15 protein-coding genes are annotated in these 23390 nt (G+C 58.5%); 9 read left to right on the top strand and 6 right to left on the bottom strand.

The window, feature by feature from the left end; translation table 11 throughout:
* Positions 1-75: 75 nt before the first annotated feature.
* The 4 genes from RBB82_RS22270 to RBB82_RS22255 form a co-directional block, all read right to left on the bottom strand.
* A complete protein-coding gene (locus tag RBB82_RS22270) occupies positions 76-1242 on the bottom strand; it encodes an alpha/beta hydrolase (RefSeq protein WP_433972919.1) in 1167 nt (388 codons plus the stop codon).
* Between the two features lie 58 nt (positions 1243-1300).
* A complete protein-coding gene (locus RBB82_RS22265) occupies positions 1301-1720 on the bottom strand; it encodes an OsmC family protein (RefSeq protein ID WP_433972918.1) in 420 nt (139 codons plus the stop codon).
* Between the two features lie 64 nt (positions 1721-1784).
* The gene (locus RBB82_RS22260) at positions 1785-3200 is read right to left on the bottom strand and encodes a M20/M25/M40 family metallo-hydrolase (RefSeq protein ID WP_433972917.1); all 1416 of its coding nucleotides are present in this window, start codon (positions 3198-3200) and stop codon (positions 1785-1787) included.
* Positions 3200-4066: a tRNA pseudouridine synthase A gene (locus tag RBB82_RS22255; protein WP_433972916.1), complete on the bottom strand. Its 867-nt coding sequence runs from the start codon at positions 4064-4066 to the stop codon at positions 3200-3202. Before RBB82_RS22255 ends, RBB82_RS22260 begins: the two co-directional genes overlap by 1 nt.
* Before the next feature lie 529 nt (positions 4067-4595).
* Between RBB82_RS22255 and RBB82_RS22250 the strand changes: the two genes are divergently transcribed.
* From RBB82_RS22250 to RBB82_RS22235, 4 genes are all read left to right on the top strand, one after another.
* Positions 4596-6710, top strand: coding sequence for a TolC family protein (locus tag RBB82_RS22250; protein WP_433972915.1), 2115 nt, complete (start codon positions 4596-4598; stop codon positions 6708-6710).
* Between the two features lie 210 nt (positions 6711-6920).
* Positions 6921-9110 carry a thioredoxin domain-containing protein gene (locus RBB82_RS22245; RefSeq protein WP_433972914.1) on the top strand — a complete coding sequence of 730 codons (2190 nt, stop codon included), beginning with the start codon at positions 6921-6923 and terminating at the stop codon, positions 9108-9110.
* Positions 9111-9191: 81 nt separating this feature from the next.
* Complete coding sequence (locus RBB82_RS22240; RefSeq protein ID WP_433972913.1) at positions 9192-10046, top strand: tryptophan 2,3-dioxygenase; 855 nt, start codon at positions 9192-9194, stop codon at positions 10044-10046.
* On the top strand, positions 10043-11251 hold the full coding sequence (locus RBB82_RS22235; RefSeq protein WP_433972912.1) for an aminotransferase class V-fold PLP-dependent enzyme: 1209 nt from the start codon (positions 10043-10045) through the stop codon (positions 11249-11251). Before RBB82_RS22240 ends, RBB82_RS22235 begins: the two co-directional genes overlap by 4 nt.
* A 317-nt stretch (positions 11252-11568) precedes the next feature.
* Here the strand turns inward: RBB82_RS22235 and RBB82_RS22230 are convergent, their stop codons facing one another.
* On the bottom strand, positions 11569-12498 hold the full coding sequence (locus RBB82_RS22230) for a mechanosensitive ion channel family protein (RefSeq protein WP_433972911.1): 930 nt from the start codon (positions 12496-12498) through the stop codon (positions 11569-11571).
* Positions 12499-12612: 114 nt separating this feature from the next.
* On the opposite strand from RBB82_RS22230, the gene RBB82_RS22225 reads away from it, so the two are divergent.
* On the top strand, positions 12613-12978 hold the full coding sequence (locus RBB82_RS22225) for a hypothetical protein (protein WP_433972910.1): 366 nt from the start codon (positions 12613-12615) through the stop codon (positions 12976-12978).
* Positions 12979-12990: 12 nt separating this feature from the next.
* Here RBB82_RS22225 and RBB82_RS22220 read toward each other — a convergent pair whose 3' ends face one another.
* Entirely contained in the window at positions 12991-14676 is a 1686-nt protein-coding gene (locus tag RBB82_RS22220; RefSeq protein WP_433972909.1) for a S8 family peptidase, read from the bottom strand.
* 217 nt (positions 14677-14893) lie between these two features.
* Between RBB82_RS22220 and RBB82_RS22215 the strand changes: the two genes are divergently transcribed.
* From RBB82_RS22215 to RBB82_RS22200, 4 genes are all read left to right on the top strand, one after another.
* Entirely contained in the window at positions 14894-17203 is a 2310-nt protein-coding gene (locus RBB82_RS22215; RefSeq protein ID WP_433972908.1) for a sodium-translocating pyrophosphatase, read from the top strand.
* Between the two features lie 180 nt (positions 17204-17383).
* Positions 17384-19570, top strand: a complete 2187-nt coding sequence (locus tag RBB82_RS22210) for an alpha-ketoacid dehydrogenase subunit alpha/beta (RefSeq protein ID WP_433972907.1) — start codon at positions 17384-17386, stop codon at positions 19568-19570.
* Positions 19571-19743: 173 nt separating this feature from the next.
* A complete protein-coding gene (locus tag RBB82_RS22205) occupies positions 19744-21951 on the top strand; it encodes a DUF1800 domain-containing protein (protein WP_433972906.1) in 2208 nt (735 codons plus the stop codon).
* 84 nt (positions 21952-22035) lie between these two features.
* Positions 22036-23349: a DUF1501 domain-containing protein gene (locus tag RBB82_RS22200; RefSeq protein WP_433972905.1), complete on the top strand. Its 1314-nt coding sequence runs from the start codon at positions 22036-22038 to the stop codon at positions 23347-23349.
* Positions 23350-23390 lie beyond the last annotated feature (41 nt).

Here is a 23390-nt window from a genome sequence, read left to right as displayed (position 1 = left end):
GTGCCTCGAAGCGGAGGCTCTTCCGAAGACTGTCCAAACTGGCTGCGTCTGTATCTTCCGTGTTTTCGTCCTGACTCAGTTCGATTTTGCTGGTGCGGTGGGGTAGCCCTGCCATAGGTACTCCAACGCTTCGGGGAGCGTTTGTTGTTTGGCGGCGCGGTCGGTGTGGCCTGCGTTGCGGACGAAGACGAACTGGTAGTGGTAGCCCTTGTCGGCGAGGACTTTTGCCATTCGCTCGTTGGCTACGACCCAGTCGTGCATGTCGTCGCGCATTGCGTTGGGATTCAAGAGGTCGCGGTCGCCTACTTCCATCCAGATCCGCAACTGCTTGGCTGGAGTGTCTGCGATGAGGTGCTCGTGGAACTCCCAGGCGCCGTGAGGGGTCTTTGCGTCGTAGGGCCATTGCTGGTTGATGTAGGTGCCGGAGTAGGTGAGGACGCGGTGGTAGAGCTCAGGGTGGTACCAGGCCATGATGAGGGCGCATGAGCCTCCGGAGCTGCCGCCCATGGTGGCGCGGCCGTTGGGATCTTTGGTCAGCTTGACGTGATATTGCTGCTCGACGCGAGGGAGAACTTCGGTTTCGACGAACTCGGCGTAGCGGCCGGACATGGTGTCGTACTCGAGGCCACGTTCGCTGCCCTGGGCGTCGCCGGTGCCGTTGCTGATGGAGATCGCGATCATTACGGGGACGTGGTGCTGCGCGATGAGGTTGTCTAATGCTGTGAAGAGGGGGCGATCGGGGCCGTCTGCGCCGATGATGAATGGTGCGACTGATCCTGCGATGTATTGTTTGGGGATGTAGACTGTCACGCGGCGGGTGTAGGGCGCGGGGTGGCTGGTGGTGACGATGAGTTTGGCGGGATCGGCTGGGTGGGGAGAGCCGAAGGTGTTGGGCTCGCGTGCGATGCCGGGGTAGAGTTTGCTGTCAGAGGAGCTCATGGTGAATTCGTAGATGGCTCCTTGTGGCACGGCGTCGTGTGCGGACATCTCGGGTGCGGGGTTGTGGGTGGGGCCGAGGATGAAGTTGCCGTCTGCGTTGGCTGGGGGAACGGTGCCGTCGGGTAGTTCTTGCGCCGTGACGTAGCCCTGGGTATGAGGGTCGCGTGTGGGTGGGGTCGGGCGCGCAGTTTGAGCGACTGCGGAGGCGGCCGCGATGGTCAGGCTTAGCAGGAGGGTTGTTGTCAGGAGCGGGCTTGAAGGTTTGTCGGCTTGCAGTGAGCGGTTCTGTCGCTGACGGTTCATTTTGGGGACTATAACACTGGCGGTTAATGGGAGTGTTTTCGCGTGCTCGACGAGAACTTTATTGTGCTGTTACTGCTTCGATGTTCTGCAACGTGACTGACGTGCTGGTGCGCAGAGTGTTGTGGATTTCGGCCATGGAGTCGGTGTGGCGCATCAGATTTCGGATTATATCTTCGGGTGCGGGCGAGGTGACCTTTGCGTTGTAGGTGATGTCTGTGGCGGGTTCGCCCTCTGCACCGAACTCGCCGGTGACTTCTACTTCAATCTGGTCGATGGGGATGTTTTGTTTTGCGGCTTCGCGGTAGAGGTCGTTGCAGTAGCAGGTTGCGAGAGCGAGAAAGAGTAGTTCGCCGCCGTTGGTATTCGATCCCTGCCCGGCGGGTTTTGGAGCGATGGAGATCGAGTGGGAGCGGCTCCCGGTGGTGAGGCTGACGGCGTTGTGGCCGGGTTTGTTTTGAAGCTGCGCGGTGATCTTCAACGTTTCCTCCGAAGAGATTCCTCGATGAAGGATAAGCCGGGCGATGGTGGTTGAGGAGTCTTGATTACGGTGTGGAGTGGTCTTGGGTGGTGTCGGCGGTGGCGGTGGCGGCGGTGGCGGTGTCTAGAGTGTCCAGAAGGGTGAGGAGGATGCGGCGGAGGGCGGTTTCGCGGCCGGTGGGATCGTACCACTCCTGGAGGGTGTGGATGCCGCCGCCGTTGCCGCCGCTGCCTAGAGCGACTGCTTGGATTCCGCGGGATAGAGGGATGTTGGCGTCGGTGGAACCAAGGCGGGGTTCGGTGCGGAGGGTGAGGTGACGATCGACGGCGCGGAGGGTGTGGAGGATGGGGGAGTCGTCGGGGAGGGCTGCGGCGGGGCGGTTTCCTATGGTCTCTATGTGGAGTTTTGATGGTGAGTTCGTGGTGGATTGTGTGGTGATGATGTCGTTGAAGATGCGGTGGAGGTCGTTGGCGGTGGAGATGAGTTGGGTGGGGTCGGTGGAGCGGAGGTCGAGGAGGGCGGTGGCTGACTCGGGGATGGAGTTGATGGAGGTGCCGCCGGAGATGTGGCCTACGTTGATGGTGGTGAGTGGGTCGGTTGGGAGTTTGAGGTCGGCGACGCGGGCGAGGGCCTGGCTGAGGATGAGGATGGGATTGGGTGCTCCGGCGTCGGCCCAGGAGTGGCCGCCGGGGCCGGTGATGGTGACGCGGAAGCGCAGGCTGCCGAGGGCGCGGGTGACGACTGCGGAGTTGCCGCCACCTTCGAGGACGATGGCGGCGGCGATGCGGGTGCGATAGGGGCCGCGTTCGAAGAGGTGGCGCATGCCGCGGAGGTCGCCCTCGCCTTCTTCGCCTACGTTGGCGGCGAAGAGGATGGGGATGGGTGGGGTGATGTTGGCGTAACGGAGGGCAGCGGCGATTGCGAGGAGAGCGGAGAGGCCGGCGCCGTTGTCGCAGATGCCGGGAGCATAGATGCGAGGTGTGTCGTTTTGCTCGGTGGGCTCGGTGTGGGTGCCCGCGGGGAAGACGGTGTCGAGGTGTGCTGAGAGGAGGATGCAGGGACCGGCTTCGCCGAGTAGGCTGCTGTCTGGCGAGGCAATTGCAGGTTGAGCGAAATGCGGGGGTCTCTCCACTGCGCGACGGGTCAGACTGTCCGTCGCTTCGGGCGAGATGACGTTATTTATCGAAGCGGCAGACGAGGGAACGGGCGGTGAAGTACGGGCCGCATCGGGTTGGAGTTCGGCGAGGGCGTTGCCGGCGTCGTCGAGATGGATGTTGGTGAGGCCGAGGTCGTGGAAGCGGTCGAGGAACCAGGATGCGCGGGCGGATTCCTCGAAGGTGGGTGCGGGGATGCGAACCATCTCGAGTTGCCACTGGCGGAGTTGAGGCTGGTGAAGGTGCAGCCAGTGGAAGGCGCGATGAACGGCGGTGAGGGTGGCGAGTCGCGAGATACGACGCTGCGCGTTGGAGGTGGCGGGCATCAGTATTCGACCTCGACGAGAAAGAGGCCGCGCGCAGGGGCGGTGGGACCGGCGGCGGAGCGGTTACGGGCTGCAAGGATGGTTGGGATTTCGTCGGGGACGAAGGTGGGGTCGACGAAGGTGCCGACGAGGTTGCGCACCATGTGGTGGAGAAAGCCGGAGCCGGTGACTCGGTAGATGAAGATGTCTTCTTGCTGGTGCCAGTCGGAGTGGAAGATGGTGCGTGTGTTGTCGGTGGGGACGATCGCTGTGTCGGCTGAGGGGAAGAAATGCGGGGGGCTCTCCACGGCGGCGGGAAAAGCCCCGCCTTCGGTCGAGATGACGACCTCTTTGATTGGTTGAGATTTATCTGACTGGGTTCTGAGCCGGGTGGTGAGGTCGGGGTCGCTGGCGGCGAAGGAGGTGAAGTCGTGTGTGCCGATGATGTGGGCGGCGGCTTGTTGAAGATGAGTGAGATCGAGGGGAATATGGCTGGCCCAGACAAAGGGGGCGCGCATGGGGGAGCAGATCTGGTCGTTGGGGAGGATGCGGTATTCGTAGGTTTTGCGGCGGGCGCTGTGGCGAGCGTGAAAGTTTTCGGGGACGGGTTCGACTGAGAGGACCCGGATGCTGGAGGGGAGCGCTCGGTTGAGGGCGCGGTGAAGGTTTGTGGCGGGGATGGGGACGGTGAGGGTAAAGGTGGCAACCTGGCCGAGGGCGTGAACGCCGGTATCGGTGCGGCCGGAGCCCTGGGGAAGGACGGACTCTCCGGTGACACGGTGGATTGCCTGCGCGAGTGTGCCCTGGATGGTCGGCAGGTTCGGCTGAATCTGCCAGCCGTTGTAGGGGGTTCCGTCGTAGGTGAGGATGGTCTTCCAGTGAGGCATGGGCTGCTTTGGACGGTATCACGGTTGGCTGGGCGGGGACGATTGCAGGTGAGAGAAGAGTGAATGCATACGAACGCAGCCTCACGTATCGCGAAGGTTATCTGCTGTTCGATTCGATGGAAATGATGAGGGAAGAAGCAGCCGGGGGCGATGGCCAAGAGGTTGATATACTTACGTCACCGTTCGCGGGAGCTAATTTTTACTGGAGATGTTGGGAACGAAGCAAGCAATGGGTGCGTATCTGTGCTCAGCCTAAACATCGCTCCATAAGTGTAGTTGTAGAGGTTGGCACGATCCGGGGAAGTCTTCCGGTGTTTGGATATCTGATCGGAATGTATTCCTGAAGTGTCTTTAAGAGTCGTTGGGAAGGTACTGCGCGTCTGAGTAAGAATTGAAAAATCTGGTTTGTACGACTGGCCCTGCGTGGTCGAGTGGGGTTGAGGCAGGTCTGTGAACACAGGAGTCCGGTTGCAGGCCCAGGCGAAATGGGCTGCGCCGGCGAAGCATGAGGGAAGTTGGAGAGCGAATCGTGAGATTAAGGGATATGCAGGGGGCGGCGAGCATCGCATTGCTTCTGATGAGTATGTTGACGCAGCCGGGAATGGCTCAGCAGACGAATCCAACCGCTCCGGCGCAGCCGTTGCCGGTGACGAACGATACGACGGGTCGTCCTGGGATACCGCAGGCTCCGGCACCGACGCCGACCGAGCCACTTTTCCTGCGGGATACGAGCATCGACTACACGAGGCCGAAGAGCCACTTCTGGAACCCAATTGCTCCGTACACGGCGACTAATGTTCCGGCGCAAGATCTGGGAAATGTTACGAAGCTGGGCACCCTGCTGCGCGACGGGAAGATTTATCTGAGCCTGGCAGATGCGGTGACGCTGTCGTTGACGAATAACTTCGACATTGCAATTGCGAGGATCAATCTCGATATTGCAGATACAGATATCTTGCGTGCCAAAGCGGGCTCTTCTCTGCGCGGCGTCTCGACGGGTCTTCTGACGAACACGATCGGCGGCACAACGACTACGATTACGACTGGTGGAGGTCCTGGGGCGACGTCTATTGGCGTCGGTGGCGGCGGTACCGGTGTAGGCGGCATCGTGGTCAGCACCAATGGCGGCGGCCCGTTGCCGGAGAATATGGATCCGGTGCTGAGTGGGCAGCTGGAGTATCAAGCGCAGAGCGCGCCACAGCTGAATACCTTGTTCAGCGGCGGTCTGAACTCTTTGACGACAGACACTGCGACGTACAACTTTAATTATGCTCAGGGATTTTTGACGGGCACACAACTGACGGTGGGGTTTAACAACAACCGGGTTACGACGAATAACCCCTTCAGCAACTACAGCCCGTCTCTGACCACGAGTTTTCAAGCGACCGCTACGCAGCACCTGCTGCAGGGGTTCGGTTGGGGAGTGAATGGTCGTTTTATTCTGCAGGCAAAGAATGACCGACGGATTACCGACTCGGCATTTCGGCAGCAGGTGCTTTATACCATCAATCAAGTAGAGAATATCTACTGGGCTCTGGTGAGCGCCTACGAAGACGAGCAGGCGAAGGAGCGGCAGCTGGCGCAGTCGTCGCAGTTGACGTCGGATAATCGCAAACAGCTGGAGATCGGGACGCTGGCGCCGCTGGATGTGGTGAATTCCGATAGCGCGGTGGCGAGCGATAAGCAGGCGCTGGTCGCATCGAAGACGAATCTGGAGTATCAACAACTGCTGATGAAGCAGGCGATTGCACGGAATCTGAACGATCCGCAGCTGGCTGCAGCGCCGATTGTTCCGACGGATCGTGTGGCACTGGATCGACTGCCGGAAGAGGATCTGGGCGTTGAGGATTTGGTGAAGGAAGCGTATGTGAACAATCCGCAGATCGAGCAGGCGGTATTGAACATGAAGAATAACGAGATCACGATTAAGGCGTTCAAGAACGGTTTGCTGCCGGTGGTTGACGCGTATGCGTTCTATGGTGGTAGCGCGCTGGGTGGAGCTCAGAATCCCAATGCATCCAACTTCGGTTCTGTTCCTCCAGGCCAGCCGTACCCTCCAGGAACGTTTCCTTCTGTGGGTTATGGTGACGTCTTTCAGAATACGTTCAACAACAACGCACCTAATAAGGGCGTTGGGGTGAACATGACGATTACGCTGCGCAACCGGACGGCGCAGGCCGATCAGGCGAGATCGCAGATGGAGTACCGGCAGTCGCAGATGCGGTTGCAGCAGCTTTATACGCTGATTCGCATTCAGGTGACGAACCAGCAGTATGCGTTGACGAACGATCGAGCGCAGGTGCAAGCTGCACAGGCGGCTCGTGATTTCGGGGCGCAGAGCCTGGAGGCGGAGCAGAAGAAGTACAAGCTTGGGGCTTCTACGACTGCTCTGGTGCTGCAGCAGGGAAGGAACCTCGCGGTTGATGAGAATAATTTGATCTCGGCGACTGCTGCGTACGCGAGAGATCGGGCGGCGCTGTTCCAACTCCTGGCGAACACGCTGGATCGTTATGGGATCAGCCTTGAAAGTGCGGCGCAGGGAGTTGCCGGAGCGCAGGCACCCGTGATTCCGGGGCTAACAGTCCCTAAAGCGCCTGAGGCTCCGAAGCCGATTGATGTAAATCCGTCGGCACCACCGCAGTAGGGATAAATTGATGTTTGCTGAAGGGTTCGGGCTGCGGCTCGAGCCCTTTTGCTTTTTGGTGGCTTTTTTGGTGAATTGCAAGAACGAGACGCGAGGATCTACCAACGGAATGGTCTGAATTCGATAGAACAAGTTTCTTTTTTTCGCAGCGGAATAACACGTCGTGAGCTGGAAGCTTGAGAAGATCCATTTGAACTAGACTGGAAGTCTATGAGTAACGATCCAGTATTGAGTCATGAAGCGGCGGGAAGTCACGAACAGGCTGGTGGGCATTTGAATTCGTTGGCGAAGGCCGCTTCGGCATATCTGCGGTCTGCGATGCATCAGCCGGTGGAGTGGCAGGAGTGGGGTGCGGCTGCGTTTGAAAAGGCGCAGGCTGAGGATAAGCCGATCTTATTGGATATTGGGGCGGTGTGGTGCCACTGGTGCCATGTGATGGATCGTGAGTCGTATGAGAATTCGCTTACGGCGAAGATTATTAATGATCACTTTGTTGCAGTGAAGGTTGATCGGGATGAGCGGCCCGATGTGGATACGCGGTACCAGGCGGCGGTGTCGGCTATCAGCGGGCAGGGTGGGTGGCCGTTGACTGCGTTTCTGACTCCGGATGGAAAACCCTACTTTGGCGGGACGTACTTTCCGCCTGCGGATCAGCATGGACGGCCCGGTTTTCAGCGGGTGTTGCTGACGATGGCGGAGGCATTTCAAAACCGTCGGGACGAGGTGAATGAGTCGGCTGGAAGCGTGATGGCCGCGATTGAACACAACGAATCGTTTATGGGTCGGAGTGGGAATCCGGGGCCGGAGTTGGTAGCGAAGATAGTGGCGTCGGCGTTGAAGCAGTTCGATGCGAGGTCGGGTGGGTTTGGTTCACAGCCGAAGTTTCCGCACTCGGGGGCGATTGATCTATTGCTGGATGTGGCGTCGAGAGTGTCGAGCGCGGGGCCGGAGGATGTGAGTGCGGCGGCGAAGAATGCGGCGATGGTGACGCTGCAGAAGATGTCGAAGGGGGGGATCTATGACCATCTGGCGGGTGGGTTTCATCGCTATTCGGTCGATGAGCAGTGGGTGGTGCCGCACTTCGAGAAGATGGCGTACGACAACAGTGAACTGCTGAAGAACTATGTGCATGCGTTCCAGACGTTTGTAGAGCCGGATGCGGCGCGAGTAGCGCGGGAGATGATTCTGTGGATCGATGAGTGGCTGAGCGACCGCGAGCATGGCGGGTTTTATGCGTCGCAGGATGCGGATTTTTCGCTGGAGGACGATGGCGATTACTTTACCTGGACCCTTGAGGAAGCTGCCGCAGTTTTGACTGCTCCGGAGTTGGCAGTGGCGAGTGCGTACTACGACATTGGTGAGATTGGCGATATGCACCACAATCCGGCTAAGAATGTTTTGCATGTGCGGGGCACGCTGGAGGGGGTTGCGAAGGCGAATGGGATTACGTTCGAGGTGGCGAAGGACCGGTTGGCTACGGCCAAGGCGCAGCTGTATGCTGCACGGCTTAAGCGTCCTACTCCTTATGTAGATAAGACGATCTACGTGGGGTGGAATGGGATGATGGTTTCGGCTTATCTTGAGGCGGGGCGCGTGCTGGATATTCCGGTGGTGCGGGCGTTTGCGCTGAAGTCGCTGGACCGGGTGCTGGCTGAGGCCTGGGAGCCGAAGGTGGGGTTGGCGCATGTGGTGGCGTATGGCGAGAAGGGTGGAGCTGGCGCGCGCGTTGCCGGGATTTTGGATGACTATGTGTTTCTGGGTCATGCAGCGCTGGATGCGTGGGAGATGACCGGGGAGATGCGGTACTACTCGGCGGCCATGGCTCTGATGGAGAGTGCGCTGGTGAAGTTTTATGACCCGATGGGATGTGCCTTCTTCGATACCGAGGCTGCTGTGGATGGCGAGGTGAGGCTGGGAGCGTTGGTGACGCGGAGGAAGCCTCTGCAGGATTCGCCTACGCCCGCGGGGAACCCTGTGGGAGCGGCGCTGCTGCTGCGGCTGGAGGCTTTGAACGGGCGCGAGGATTATGCGGTGAAGGCGCTGGAGACGCTAGAGACCTTTGCCGGGGTGGTCGAACACTTTGGATTGTACGCAGCGAGCTACGGGCTGGCGTTGCAGCGGATGGTGCTGCGTGCAGTGCAGGTCTGCGTGATTGGGGATGATGCTGCGGCGAGGAGGCTGGAGGCAGTTGCGTTGGCTCGCTATGCGGTGAATAAGAGCGTGATTCGGCTGCGGAAGGATCAGTTGGGCGCGCTGCCTCCGTCGCTCGCGGAGACACTGCCGCATCTGCCGGGGCTCAAGGGAGAGGGAAGTTTTGCTGTGGTTTGCAGCGGGAACGGGTGTCTACCGCCGGTCTCGAGTGTGGATGAGTTGATTGAGGCGATGAGTAAGGCGCTTTAAGGCGCTTCGGCTTTGATGGCGATCACCAGATGGTGAGACTAGATGAGAACGACCGCGCGTTAGTATTTCATGCAGGTGAAGATGACAAACACGAATCAACGACCGGTTGAAGCTGGTATCGTAAGCGACTTTTCGAAGAGGTTGAGCTACGCGGACTATCTTTCTCTGGATGGTCTGCTAGCGCAGCAGCGGCCGCTGTCACAACCGCAACATCACGACGAGATGTTGTTCATTGTTCAACATCAGGTCTCGGAGTTGTGGATCAAACTGGTTATTCACGAGCTTACGGCTGCGATCGAGAATATACGGCACGACAGACTTCCTTCGACGCTCAAGATTCTGTCGCGAGTGAAGCTTATTCAGATGCAACTCTTCGAGCAGTGGGCTGTGCTGGAGACGCTTACGCCGTCTGAGTATATGGAGTTTCGATCGGTTCTTGGGAGTGCGTCGGGGTTTCAATCGTATCAGTATCGGAAGCTCGAATTTCTGCTTGGGAATAAAAACGCCGATACCATCAAAGTCTTTGCGCATGATGCTGCGATCCATGACGATCTTCGCCGCGTGCTTGAGTCGCCGAGTCTCTACGATGAGTTCCTGAGGTATCTCTCGCGGCATGGGTACAAGATTGCGGATGAGTGCCTTGAACGGGACTGGTCGCAACCTTATAGCAGAAATGAAGCGCTGGTAGAGACATTTCGTGAGATCTATCGCAGCCCGAAGCAACACTGGGAGGCGTATGAGATGTGCGAGAAGCTGGTGGATGTGGAAGAGTACTTCCAGCTTTGGCGGTTTCGTCATCTCAAGACGGTCGAACGCATCATCGGTTTTCGTCACGGGACTGGTGGATCATCGGGTGCAGGGTTTTTACGTCAGGCGCTTGAGCTTACCTTTTTTCCGGAGCTGCTGGCATCGCGTACCGAGGCACCGCGCGAATGAATCTGACTGAAGCTGTCGCAGCGATGGGCTCGGGTGCGCTTACTGAAGAACGTCTGCGCCTTCACGTCTTTCCGCTTTTTTCAGCGACATTTGCGAAGCCCGGTATCTATCTCGCGAACCATTCGTTGGGAAGGCCGCTGGATCAGACGGAAGATGATCTTCGCGAGGGTTTTCATCTTTGGCAAAGTAAGCTCGGAGATGCCTGGGATGGGTGGATGGATGAGGAACGGGCGCATCGTTCGCGGCTGGCGAAGCTTATTGGTGCTTCTCGGCCCGATTGCATTGTTCCGAAGACATCGGCAGGGCAGGGGCTTCGCACGGTCTTGAATGCGCTTGGCGGCGTGCCGCGTGTCGTCTCCACGATGGGGGAGTTTGATTCGGTCGATGTGATTCTGAAGCAGTATGCAGCAGTGGGGAGGATCAGACTTCAACTCGTCAGCTGCCAGGGAGCAGATGGCGGTATCGATCTCTCAGAGTGGATGGAGACGATTCGCGATGGTGTGGATCTTGTAGTGATCTCCCAGGTGATGTTTATGACCGGGCAGATTGTGCACGATCTGGATACTGTTGCGGAGAGATGCCATCGGGTTGGTGCTCGTCTTCTTGTGGATGCCTACCATGCTGTCGGGGTATTTCCGATCGATGTTGCTGGGATGAACGCCGACTTTATGATCGGTGGGAGTTACAAATATCTTCGGGGCGGTCCGGGCGCGGCTTTTTTGTATGTGTCTCCGGATGCGATTTCGAGTGGGCTGAAGCCGGTTGATATCGGGTGGTTTGCCAAGGAACAGCCCTTCAACTATGAGCGGCCGGATCCGCCGCGGTTCGCTAGTGGCGGAGATGCGTTTCTCGAATCGACTCCTCCGGTTCTGACGTACTACCAGGCACGTGCCGGGCAACAGCTTACGCTTGAGTTAGGCGTTGCGCGGATACGCGAGTACGCTATGGATCGTTTGGGGCATCTCAAACGGTATCTTGCGGACGCTGGTATTGAGGCTGAGGGTGCAGACGGTGATCACGGCGCGTTTTTGACGATAGAGACTGACTCGGCGGTGTCGCTTGCTGAGGCGCTTGAAGATGGGGGAATTACGACGGACGCGCGGGGAAGATTTCTCCGGCTCTCGCCTGACTACCTCACGCCGGATAGTGCTATGCGTGAAGTGGCAGCTGCGTTAGCTCGATGCTTACACAGGGTAGTAAGCTGACGTAAAACTTGATTCTGGTTGGAGCGAATCAAAACGATTGAACAGGGCTTGACAGGATTTTGCGTGTGGGCTGGTAACGGCAAAACAACAGCAACGACAACAGCAACGACAAAAAACAACAGCAGATCCCTACGGGATGACAACAAAGGGACAGGCAACTACAACAACAAAGGGACAGGCAGCTGCAACAACAAAGGGACAGGCAGCTGCAACAACAAAGGGACAGGCAACTGCAACAACAAAAGCAACGGCAATAGCCAAAGCAACTGCTTCGGCAGATGCGTTATGGCTCGGCTGTCGGCTGCACTCGGAACGCTTCAGCCGACCAGAGGCTGCTGGGCGGGAGGGGCGGTGGGGTTGGGGGCGCGGAGGATGAGCATGTTGGCGGGGTCGTTGCCGAGGGGGATGCCGTCTTTTTCAAAGGCGATGATGATGCGGCGACGGAGTTCGCGGAGGACGCCATCGCGCTGGTTTGCGCGGACACGGATCTGGACGGGGTAGGTGACGGCGCGGCCTTCGATCTTGTCGACGCCAAGGATGACCGGGTCGGCGATGGCGATGTCTTTGAAGATGGAGTCGTGACGAACCTCGTTGGCTACTTTGCCCAGGAGCGCGATGACCTTGTCGGGGTTGGCGCTGGCGTCGACGCTAACCTGAAGGGTTGCGACGGAGAAGTCGCGGGAGAGGTTGGAGACCGTGGCGATCTGGCTGTTGGGAATGATGTAGAGGGTGCCGTCGCCGTCGCGGACACTGGTGCGGCGGAGTGAGAGGTCTTCCACTGTACCTTTGAGCCCGGCGAGAACGACGACTTCGCCGACGTTGTATTGGTCTTCGACGAGGATGAAGATGCCGTTGAGCATGTCCTTGAAGATGGACTGAGCGCCAAGGCCGATGCCGACACCGACGATTCCGGCAGAGGCGAGGATGGGCTGGTAGGGGATGTCGAAGATGTTCAGGATCTGAAGGAAGGCGATGAAGCCCAGCACGCCGATGGAGGTGGCGCGGAGAATCGAGGCCATGGTGCGAAGCTGGGCTGCCCGGTGGAAGTTGCCAACCTGACGGTCGGCGCGCGTGCGCATCTTCTTTACAAAGAGCAGGACAACGCGCTGGAGGGCAAAGATAACGACGAGGACGACGACGATTTTAGGTAGCTTATTTTGCAGGAAAAGGATGATGTCGTTGTGCCAGTCAAGTTTGATGACCTGAAGGATGCGCTCGTCTTGCGGGGCCATAGCCTGAAGATGCATGATTACTACGTCTCGCTTTCAGAAAAGAATGGTGAGAACAGAATGCTTCAGCTGTTTGTTAGATGCAATTCAGGTTGAGACGCAGAGCAGCGGTGGGGCGGATCGGGGGATGGTATGAGAATACTTCGAGTGGCGATGGTGGGGGTGGTTTTGGTGATGGGTGCGTCCGGTGGACTGAGTGGGGGGCAGATTGTGCAACCGATGCAGGATTCGATTCAACGGCCTGGGATGGGTGGACATGCTCCGGTTGAGCCGGAGTCGCCGCTTGACCCTCATCGTGCGGAGCTGCAGGAGAAGGCGAGGAGCGTAGACAGGCAGAAGCGCCTGGTGGCGGATACAGATAAGCTGCTGGCGCTGGCTACGGATCTGAAACAACAGGTGGATAAGACGAATCAGAATATTTTGTCAGTGGACGTGATCAAGAAGGCGGACGAGATTGAAAAACTGGCGCATAGCGTGAAGGAACGGATGAAAGGGTAGTCGAGGCTGGGGCTATTGTTGGGGGGGTGGCTGGGCAAGGGCTGCGGCGGCGTTGACCAGGCGGGCGGGAAGACCGGGAGCGGCGATTGCGGAGCTGCGCATGGCGGAGACGACGGTGGCGGCGCTCCAGTCCGGGTGGGAAGCGCGCAAGAGAGCGGCGACTCCGGCTGCCAGAGGAGCTGAGGCGCTGGTGCCGATGGCCTGCATGTACTGGGTGTGGCCGAGGTTGAAGCAGCCGAAGCTGTGGGAGGAGTCTGAGGGAAGGCCGTCGATGGTGTTGGGGATTCCGGAGCTGCAGGCTCCGCGGACCCAGCCGCTGACGCTGGTGTCGTCGCCTGCCGGGTAGCTGCCTCCGGGTGCGGCGAGGGCGTTGAGCGGGGCTCCGAAGTTGCTGTAGTAGGCGAGGGATAGCGGACCTGGAGTGCAGGTGGCTCCAGCGGCGGTGTTCTGGGCGCAGGCAGGGTTGGTTGAGGCGACGATGGCCAGAACGCCGCGGGACTGGGCGGGCAGTTCGACGTAGCGGGGGTTGGAGAGGTCGAAGCCGTCGTTTCCAGCGGAGGCGATGACGACGATGTTGGCCTGGGTGGCGGCGTAGGTGATCTGGTTGAATGCGGCGAGGAGGCCGGCACCGTCGCCGGTGGTGAGGTCGGCCGTGGCGCCGACGGAGAGGGAGATGATGTCGGCACGGTTGGTGATGGCGTCTTCGATGCCCTGCATGACCCAACTGAGGAGGCCGCTGGCTTGCCCAGCTTCGCAGAGGTCGGCGGGGTTGGTATCGCCCGTGATGGAGGCGGGCATGCGCTGGAGAACTTTAATGTTGAGGATGGTTGCAGCTGGGGCGACGCCGATGACCTGGCCGGTTCCGGGGCCGATGGCTCCGGCGGCGAGGGAGGCGGTCCAGGTGCCGTGGCCCTGCTGGTCTTGTGGGGTGCCGTCGTCGCAGGTTGTGGGGTAGGCGGACTGGTCGGTTTCGGTGAGGTTGAGGGCGAGGTTGGGGGCGATGTCAGGGTGGGCTTGGTCGACACCGCTGTCGAGGATGGCGATGCGGACACCTTTGCCCATAGTGGTGTCCCAGGGGCCGTGTGCAGGACCGCCAGGGACGTTGCTGCCGTAGCCACCTACCTGCTGAACGGCCCAGCCCTGCGGGGTGTTGGTGTAGTAGGTGTCGTAGGGCGGTGGAGGGGGCGGTGGTGGCGGCAGAGATGGAGCGGCGGGGTGAGTCGGGCCGTGGGTGGGCAGTCTGCCGATGGAAGAGCCTGGGTTGGCGGTTTGGCCCGCTATGCTGGTTTCGGTATTCGATGTGACGAATTCGGTGCGGAGTTGGTGGCCGGAAACGATGCGGTCGTGGAGAACGGCGACTACGTTTGGTTGGGAGGCCAGGAGGCGCATGGTGGCTGCGTCGTCCAACTGGCTGGTGGGCGACTGGACGACGGCGATACCCAGGTGTTCGTTGCGCTGGGTGAGCCGGACGCCTGCGGAGCGGATGTGGGTTTCTGCATCGCCGGGGATGGTCGCGTTGCGATAGAGGACGACGTAGCGGTGGGGGACGAAGCTGGCGGTGTCGATTTGGGCGATGGCAGATGTGGTGGGTAAGAGGAGTAGAGCTGCAACATATTGCAGATGACCCGGATGGAGTAGGCGGGCGCGGGAACCGTGGATGTCCGGCTTTGACTTGGTGGATTTGCGGAGAAAGAACACGGATGCACCTCGTTGTTGCGCTGAGATATGCATCGGCGGAAGAAGAATTTGCGTTAGGGATTGGGCAGTTGTGTGCTATTACTTTGGCTTGTCGACCGCGCAAAATCTGTTTGAATCGCCTCGGGTTACATGCCGATTGACCCTGTTCGATTGCGCGTGCTCTAATTGCCGCCTTTGTGAAGCTAGTTGAAAATCCGCGCTCTAAGGAGACTGTTGCATGCATGGTTTGAGTTTTTTGGCGTTGGCCGTACAGGAGCAGCTTGCTGTACCACCTGCTTCGGTTGGAAATGACGACGGCCGGCTGTATCTGTGGATTGCGCTTGGGGTTGGTGTGCTGGCCCTGGTGGCTGCATTGTTGCTTGCGCGGGCAGTGATTGCGTCGGACACGGGGACTGCGGAGATGCAGTCGATCTCAAACGCTATCCGCGAAGGGGCTGAGGCGTTTTTGCGGCGGCAGTACAGGACGATTGGAGCGATTGCGCTGGTTTTGGCGGTGGTGGTGTTCGTTGGATACCGCATGTCGCCGAGGACTTCGCCGTTTGCACTGAAGACGGTGTTGAGTTTTCTGGTTGGGGCGGTATGCTCCGGCTTAGCTGGGTTTACGGGGATGTACTGCTCGATTCGGGCGAATATCAGGACGGCTTCGGCGGCGCGAACGAGCTTGAATAAGGCTTTGCAAATGGCGCTGCGTGGTGGGGCGGTGACGGGGCTGGTTGTTGTGGCGCTGTCGCTGCTAGGGGTGGGGTCGCTGTTCCTGTTTTTTGGGGGGCTGGAAAATCCGCAGGCTGTGCCGTACCAGTTGGTTGGGTTCGGGTTCGGCGCTTCGCTGGTGGCGTTGTTTGCTCAGCTTGGGGGCGGAATTTATACGAAGGCCGCGGACGTGGGGGCGGACCTGGTTGGCAAGGTCGAGGCTGGGATTCCTGAGGACGATCCGCGAAATCCGGCAGTTATCGCGGACCTGGTTGGAGATAACGTGGGTGACTGCGCGGGACGTGGTGCGGACATCTTCGAATCGACAGCGGCGGAGAATGTCGGCGCAATGATTCTGGGTGCGGCGCTCTATCCGGTGTTCGGCGTGAAGGGTATTTTGTTCCCGCTGATTGTGCTTGCGATTAATTTGATTGCGAGCATTGTGGGTGTGTTTGTGGTGAGCACGCGTGAGGATGAAGATCCTATGCACGCGTTGAATAAGGGATTTTATGTAACCTCCGCGTTGGCGTTGGCTGGATTTGCCGGGGCGGTTTACACCATGTTGAATGGGCCGCTGGTACGGCCGTTGTGGCTGCTTGGGTGCGGCGTGGTTGGATTGATTACGGCGTTTTTGTTTGTTTGGATTACGGAGTACTACACGGAGGCCAAGTTCCGGCCGGTCCGGTCGATTGTCGAGGCTTCGGTGACTGGACCCGCGACTAACATCATCAGCGGACTCGCAGTTGGGATGGAGACGCCGGCGATGCCTGTGGTGGTGATCTCGGCGGCGCTGTTGCTGAGCTACTACTTTGGCGTGCAGGGGCTTGCCGGGGTTGCCGGGATTAGCGACTACGCAAAGGGCATCTATGGGACTGCGATCGCCACGATGGGGATGCTGAGCTGCGCGGCTTACATTCTGGCGATGGATACGTTCGGGCCGATTACGGATAATGCTGGTGGCATCATCGAGATGTCGAACCAGCCGGATTCGATTCGCGAGCGCACCGACAAGCTGGATTCGGCGGGGAATACGACGAAGGCGCTGACGAAGGGGTATGCAGTCGGTTCAGCTTCCCTGGCGGCGTTTTTACTGTTCTCGGCTTATCTTGAAGAGATCAAGGTGATTGTAACTGCTAAGGTTGCAAATGCTGGCGGATACATGCCGGTGGGATGGAGCTTTACCAATATCAATCTGGCGCAGGTGCCGGTGTTTGTCGGTGCGCTGCTGGGCGCGACGCTGACGTATCTGTTCAGCTCGATGGCGATCAAGGCAGTGGGCCGGACGGCGCAGATGGTAGTTCAGGATGTTCGGAATCAGTTCAAGGAGAATCCTGGGATTATGCTGGGAACCTCGAAACCGGACTATGCGCGATGCGTGAACATCGTTACCGGTGCGGCGCTGAAAGAGATGGTGCTGCCGGGAGTGCTTGTGGTCGGTTTGCCCGTGGTGGTTGGGTTGATCTTTCGACATCTGAGTTCGAGCTACCAGGCGAATGCAACGGTCTATGCCCCAGGGGCGATTCTGCCTGTGCCGGCTATTGGCGGAGTACCGGTGAATCTCGCTGGAGCGGAGGCGGTGGCTGGGTTGCTGATGGTGGGGACAATCTCTGGTGTGCTGCTGGCGATGTTGATGAACAACGGCGGCGGAGCATGGGACAACGCGAAGAAATTTATTGAGACGGGACAGTATGGCGGAAAGAAGTCGGATGCCCATAAGGCGGCCGTTGTGGGTGATACGGTGGGCGATCCGTTCAAAGATACTGCCGGGCCGAGCTTGCACGTGCTGATTAAATTGCTGGCCACGATCACGTTGGTGCTGGCTCCGTTGTTTGTTTAGTTCGATTTATGCGGAAGATAGGTAGCCTTCGGGTTACCTTTTTTCGCGAGTTTTGCAGAGCAGGAAAGCTGGGGGCAGGAGGCCAAGTGTGGCGTCTGCCCAGTACAATCTGTGTCTGAAGAGTTAATAACTGCGGTATGTCTGTTTGGTGCGACGAATTGCGACGTAAAGGATAGGTGCATGGCAAGACAGTCAGTATCCGGTGTGCAGGAGAGTAAGAAGACGGCAGTTAAAACAGCGGATAGTACGCTGAGCCGTGAGCAGTTGGTTGAGTTTTATCGGCTGATGTACCTGTCGCGGCGCACCGACGATCGCGAGATTGTTTTGAAGCGCCAGCAGAAGATCTTCTTTCAGATCTCGTGCGCAGGGCATGAGGCGCTGCTGGTAGCGGCGGGGATGGCGCTGAAGCCTGGATATGATTGGTTCTTTCCTTACTATCGGGATCGGGCGATATGTCTGACGTTGGGAAATTCAGTTGAAGAGCAGTTGTTGCAGGCGGTGGGAGCGGCTGACGATATTGCAAGTGGCGGGCGGCAGATGCCTTCGCATTGGTCGAGCAGGAAGTTGAATATCGTTTCACCGTCTTCGTCGACGGCTACTCAGTGTCTGCATGCGGTTGGGTGTGCGGAGGCGGGGAGATTTTTCACGAAGTATCCTGAGGCTGCGAAGAAGCATGACGGGGACTATCGCGAGTTCAAGGATGTGACGTTTCATGGCGATGAGGTGGTCTATGTCTCGATTGGGGAGGGATCGACGAGCCAGGGTGAGTTCTGGGAGTCGTTGAATACGGCCTCGAATGGGAAGCTGCCGGTGTTGTATGTCGTCGAAGATAATGGATATGCGATCTCGACGCCGGTGGAGGTGAATACGCCGGGCGGGAATATCTCCAGACTGGTGGCGAACTTTCCTAACTTTCACTTTTCTGAGATTGATGGAACCGATCCGATTGCCAGCTATAACGCGATGGTTGAGGCGGTGGCATATTGCCGCTCGGGCAAGGGGCCGGCGCTGGTGCATGGGCATGTGATTCGGCCTTATTCGCACTCGCTGAGCGATGATGAGAGGCTTTATCGTTCGGCGGAGGAACTGGATGCCGACGCTGCGAAGGACCCTATCTCGCGGATGCAGATGTGGCTGCTGCGTGAGGGGATTCTGGATGCCGATGCGATCAATAAACTCGAGCGGCAGGTGGATGAAGAGGTACAGCGAGCAGCAGATCGTGCGGTGATGGCCACGTTGCCGACTGTGGCTTCGATTACGAAGCATGTGTACTCGGAGGACTTGAGTTCGCAGGATGCTCGATTTGATACGGAGCCGCAGCCAACGGCTGATTCGACAGAACGTACGATGGCGGATCTGATCAACTGCTGCTTGAAGGATGAGATGCGACGGGATGAGCGGGTGGTGGTGTTCGGTGAAGATGTCGCCGATGCTACTCGCGATGGCGCACTGCGGGCGGGGAAGATTAAGGGTAAGGGAGGGGTTTTCAAGCTGACTGCAGGGTTGCAGACTGAGTTTGGCAGTGATCGCTGCTGGAATTCGCCGCTGGCGGAGGCTAACATCACAGGCCGCGCGATCGGGATGGCGGTGCGCGGGATGAAGCCTGTGGTGGAGATTCAGTTCTTCGACTACATCTGGCCGGCGATGCACCAGATGAGGAATGAGCTGTCGCTGGTTCGGTGGCGGTCGAATGGAGACTTCAACTGCCCGTTGGTGATGCGGGTGCCGATTGGCGGCTATTTGACCGGCGGTTCTATTTATCACTCGCAGTCGGGCGAGAGCATCTTTACGCATACGCCTGGAGTGCGGGTGGTGATGCCGTCGAATGCGCTTGATGCGCTGGGATTGCTCCGGACGGCGATTCGGTGCGATGATCCGGTGTTGTTTTTGGAGCATAAACGGCTTTATCGCGAGACGTTTGGCCGGGCTGCTTATCCGGGGCCGGACTATTGCATTCCGTTTGGGAAGGCGAAGATTGTCAGGCCTGGTAAGGATCTGACCGTGCTGACATATGGCGCGGTGGTACCGCGGGCATTGCAGGCGGCGCAGAAGCTGCATCGTGAGACGGGCGTGGATGTGGAGCTGATCGATCTGCGGAGTTTGACTCCGTACGATTGGGAGGCGATTGCAGAGAGCGTGAAGAAGACCAATCGCGTCATCGTGGCCCATGAGGACATGTTGAGCTGGGGATATGGCGCGGAGATTGCGGCACGGATCGGGGATGAGCTGTTTCATGACCTGGATGCTCCGGTGCGGCGCGTGGCGGCGATGGATACGTTCGTGGCGTATCAACCGCTGCTGGAGGATGCGATTTTGCCTCAGCCGGAGGATCTGTATCGGGCGATGGCGGAGCTTGCAGCGTTCTAATTTGGGCGGAATTGACCAGTCTTGCGCAACTGCTGCGCGAGGCTGGGGTTTCTGATTTGCAGGCACAGGTTTTTGTGAGGTCCTGAGCGGCCCAGGTCCGGCTGTGTGGGGCCTGGCATTCCTGTGCAGTGAGGAACGCTATGCAATTCAGACCAAGATCTGCCGAGATGTTGATGAGCTCGATGTGGACGCTGTTGTCGGGTATTTTGTGCGTGCTGATGGTAGAACAGCCGATGGTTGCGGCTGCGTCGACGAAGAAGGATGCAGCGCCTTCTGTGCAGAAGATTCAGGGCGATGAACGCGTGTTGCATGTGGTGAACAGGTTCACGTTTGGGGCGCGACCGGGTGATGTTGCGGCGTTGCATGCGATGGGTGAAAAGGAGTGGTTTGAACGTCAGTTGAACCCATTGAGTATCGACGATTCTGCGTTGGATGTGCGGCTGGCGATGTTTCCAGCGATGCAGATGGAGCAGGCGGAGTTGATGCGGCGGTATCCCAGCCCCGCGGTGTTGCGGCAGATGATTGCGAAGGATGAGCCGCTGCCGGCTGATCCTGTGGAACGTGCGATCTATGCGGATCAGATTGCTTTTTATAAAGCGGCGAAGGCGAAAAAAGAGGCGGAGCAGGCTGCTGCGGGTAAGAACGGTTCGGGCGAGGATGGAATGGCCTCGGCGGGAGTTGATGGTCCGACCGCGAAGGGTGTGGTGGAGATGAAAAAGAACGCGGCGTTGCCTGGGGATGGAGTGGACCCGGCGACGCCGGCGATGGCTGCGCATGAGGAGCAGTTTTATTCGGGGCTGGAGGCGGTGAAGGTGATCAACCTGCCGCCGGATCAGAGGATGCAGCGGATTCTAGCAATGCCACCGGAGGAGTTGGTACGGTTTCGCAAGAGCCTGAGCAGGAGTGAGCTTCTTGCGGCAGCGGATGATTTGTCCCCGATGCAGAGAGAGACGCTGGCTGCGCTGCAGGGCTCTGCGAGGATGGTTGGCGCAGAGTTACTTGAGACTCGGATGCTTCGGGATATTTACAGTGAGCGGCAGCTTGAGGCGGTGCTGACCGACTTCTGGCTGAATCACTTCAATGTGTATATCAAGAAGAATCAAAATGAGCTGTATTTGCTGCCAGCTTATGAGCGTGATGTGATTCGTCCGCGTGCACTTGGGAAGTTTGAAGATCTGCTAGTGGCGACGGCGAAGAGTCCGGCGATGCTGATGTATCTGGACAACTGGCAGAGTATCGGGCCGGATTCGATGGCGGCGAGGAATGGCGGGAAGCTTGCGAAGTTTGTGCAGAATCCGCAGGTGAAGCAGGCGGTGAAGGATCGCGGGTTGAATGAGAACTACGCGCGTGAGTTGATGGAGCTGCATACGCTGGGAGTGCAGTGCGAGGTGAGCGCGGATCGACCTGTGAAGATGTTGCAGAAGGCTTGCGGGCGCGGGTATACGCAGCAGGATGTGACGCAGGTGGCTGAGGTCCTGACGGGATGGACCGTAGATCAGCCTAATCGGATTGGTGTGTATCGGTTCGAAGAGCGGCGGCATGAGCCTGGTACAAAGACTGTTTTAGGGAAAAAGATTGGCGAGAATGGTGAATCTGAGGGGCTGGAAGTGCTGCATATGCTTGCCACCAGCCCGGCGACGGCACAGTTTATTTCTATGAAGCTTGCGGTGAGATTTGTGAGCGATACGCCTCCGCAGGCGCTTGTGGACCGAATGGCAAAGTCGTTCAGTGCCAGCGGCGGCGATATCAGAGCTGTGCTTCGAACGATGTTTGATTCGGCCGAGTTCTGGTCGCCAGAGGTGTATCGAGCGAAGGTGAAGACGCCTGAGGAGTTTGTGGTGTCTGCAGTGCGGGCGAGTGGGGCTGAGGTGACTACGGCGGTGCCGCTGTTCCAGGCGCTTGAAAAGCTGGGCATGCCGTTGTATGGGATGCAGACGCCGAATGGTTATAGCTGGATGGCGGAGCCGTGGGTCAACTCGGGAGATTTGGTAAACAGGCTGAACTTTGCAGTGTCGCTGAGTAGTGACCGCATCGGTGGGGTGCAGACGGATTGGACGCGGTTGCTGGGAGGGTCTGGTTCGGCGCGGAGTGCGTCGTCGAGCGGAGATTCGGTTGCTGAGAAGGAGAAGAAGCTTGAGGCGATGCTGCTAGGACAGGCAGTGAGCGACCGGACGAGAGAGACGGTGCTGGCACAGTTTCGAGATCAGATGACGCAGCAGCAGGCAGAGAAGAGCTTCGGAATCAGGGCGAACGAGCCTGAGCCGATGGCGCAGGTGCTGAACATCTCCTCGGCAAAGCAGCGAACGAGGCCTCCACTCGACCGGGAGGCTGCAGGAATGGCCGGGCTGCTGCTTGGATCGCCAGAGTTTCAACGGCGTTAGATCGAACGGCAACTTCCTGCACATATGCGAGTTTGAACATGCAGGCTGGGAATCGTATTCGCTGGGAGTACCGGGAGACAGAAGATGACGACGAAGACCATGGCAGACCGCAGCGATTGGGGATGTGACATTCATGGACGTGATATTGAGCGGCGCGGGGTGACACGGCGCGGATTCATGAAGGGTGGAGCTTTAGCTCTAATTGGGACTTCAACTATTCCGGCATTTTTGTCGCGGAGCGTTCTCGCAGAGGTGACGACTGCGGCGGCGAGTAAGAAGAAGCTAGTGGTTCTGTTCCAGCGGGGCGCAGTCGATGGGTTGAATCTCGTGGTGCCATACAAAGAGAAGAATTATTATGCGATGCGGCCTTCGATTGCCATCCAAGAGAAGGACGTTCTGGATCTAAATGGATTTTTTGGACTGCACCCTTCGATGACAGCGTTCAAACCGCTCTACGACGAGGGGCATCTGGCTATTGTTCAGGCTGCGGGATCGCCTGATACGACGCGATCGCACTTTGATGCGCAGGATTACATGGAGAGCGGGACGCCAGGAGTTAAAGCTACTCCGGACGGTTGGTTGAACCGGGCTTTGCAGGCGGAGATGATTCCGGGAAGGCCCTCAGCGTTTCGTGCGGTGGCATTGGGAACTCAGGTTCCGAGGACATTACAAGGAAAGCTGCCGGCGGTTGCGATCAATAATCTAGCGGATTTTTCGGTGGGCGGGAGAGGGCCGCAGACCTCGCCGATCAGCAATGCGTTTCAGGCGATGTATGACGAGAGCTCGGATGCGGTGTTGCATGGGACCGGCCAGGAGACGTTTGAAGCGGTGAAGATGCTGAAGTCTGCAGATCCGGCGCGATATCAGCCGACGGCGGGAGCGGTGTATCCGAATACGCCGTTTGGCAACAGCCTGAAACAGATTGCACAGTTGATGAAGGCGAATCTTGGGGTGGAGGCGGCGTTTTCGGATATTGGCGGTTGGGATACGCATCAGAACCAGGGAGGTGTGAACGGCCAACTCGCGGGACGGTTGAAAGAGTTTGCGGATACGATCGCCGCGTTCTGGAGAGACATGGGAGACGATGCAGAGAACGTCACGCTGGTGACGATGTCTGAGTTTGGGCGAACGGCTCGACAGAATGGAACGGGAGGAACGGATCACGGGCATGCGAATGTGATGTTCGTGTTGGGCGGTCGAGTTAAGGGTGGGAAGGTGTATGGAAGGTGGCCAGGATTGGAGAATGACCGGTTGAACGAAGGGAGGGATTTGGCGGTGACGACCGACTTTCGACGTGTGCTGGGTGAGGCTGCTTATAAGACTTTGGGCGCCAAGAATCTGGAGGTGGTATTCCCAGGAGCAAAGGTGAATTCGCGCGATTTCTTAAATTTCAGTTGACGCTCCGCGATGAGTTTCGTTCAAATGTATCTGCCTTGTCA

The sequence above is a fragment of the Tunturiibacter lichenicola genome, assembly GCF_051013355.1.
Lineage (GTDB): Bacteria > Acidobacteriota > Terriglobia > Terriglobales > Acidobacteriaceae > Edaphobacter > Edaphobacter lichenicola_F.
Note: the sequence above shows the minus strand (reverse complement) of the source record. Positions and strands in the feature narration are given on the sequence as shown.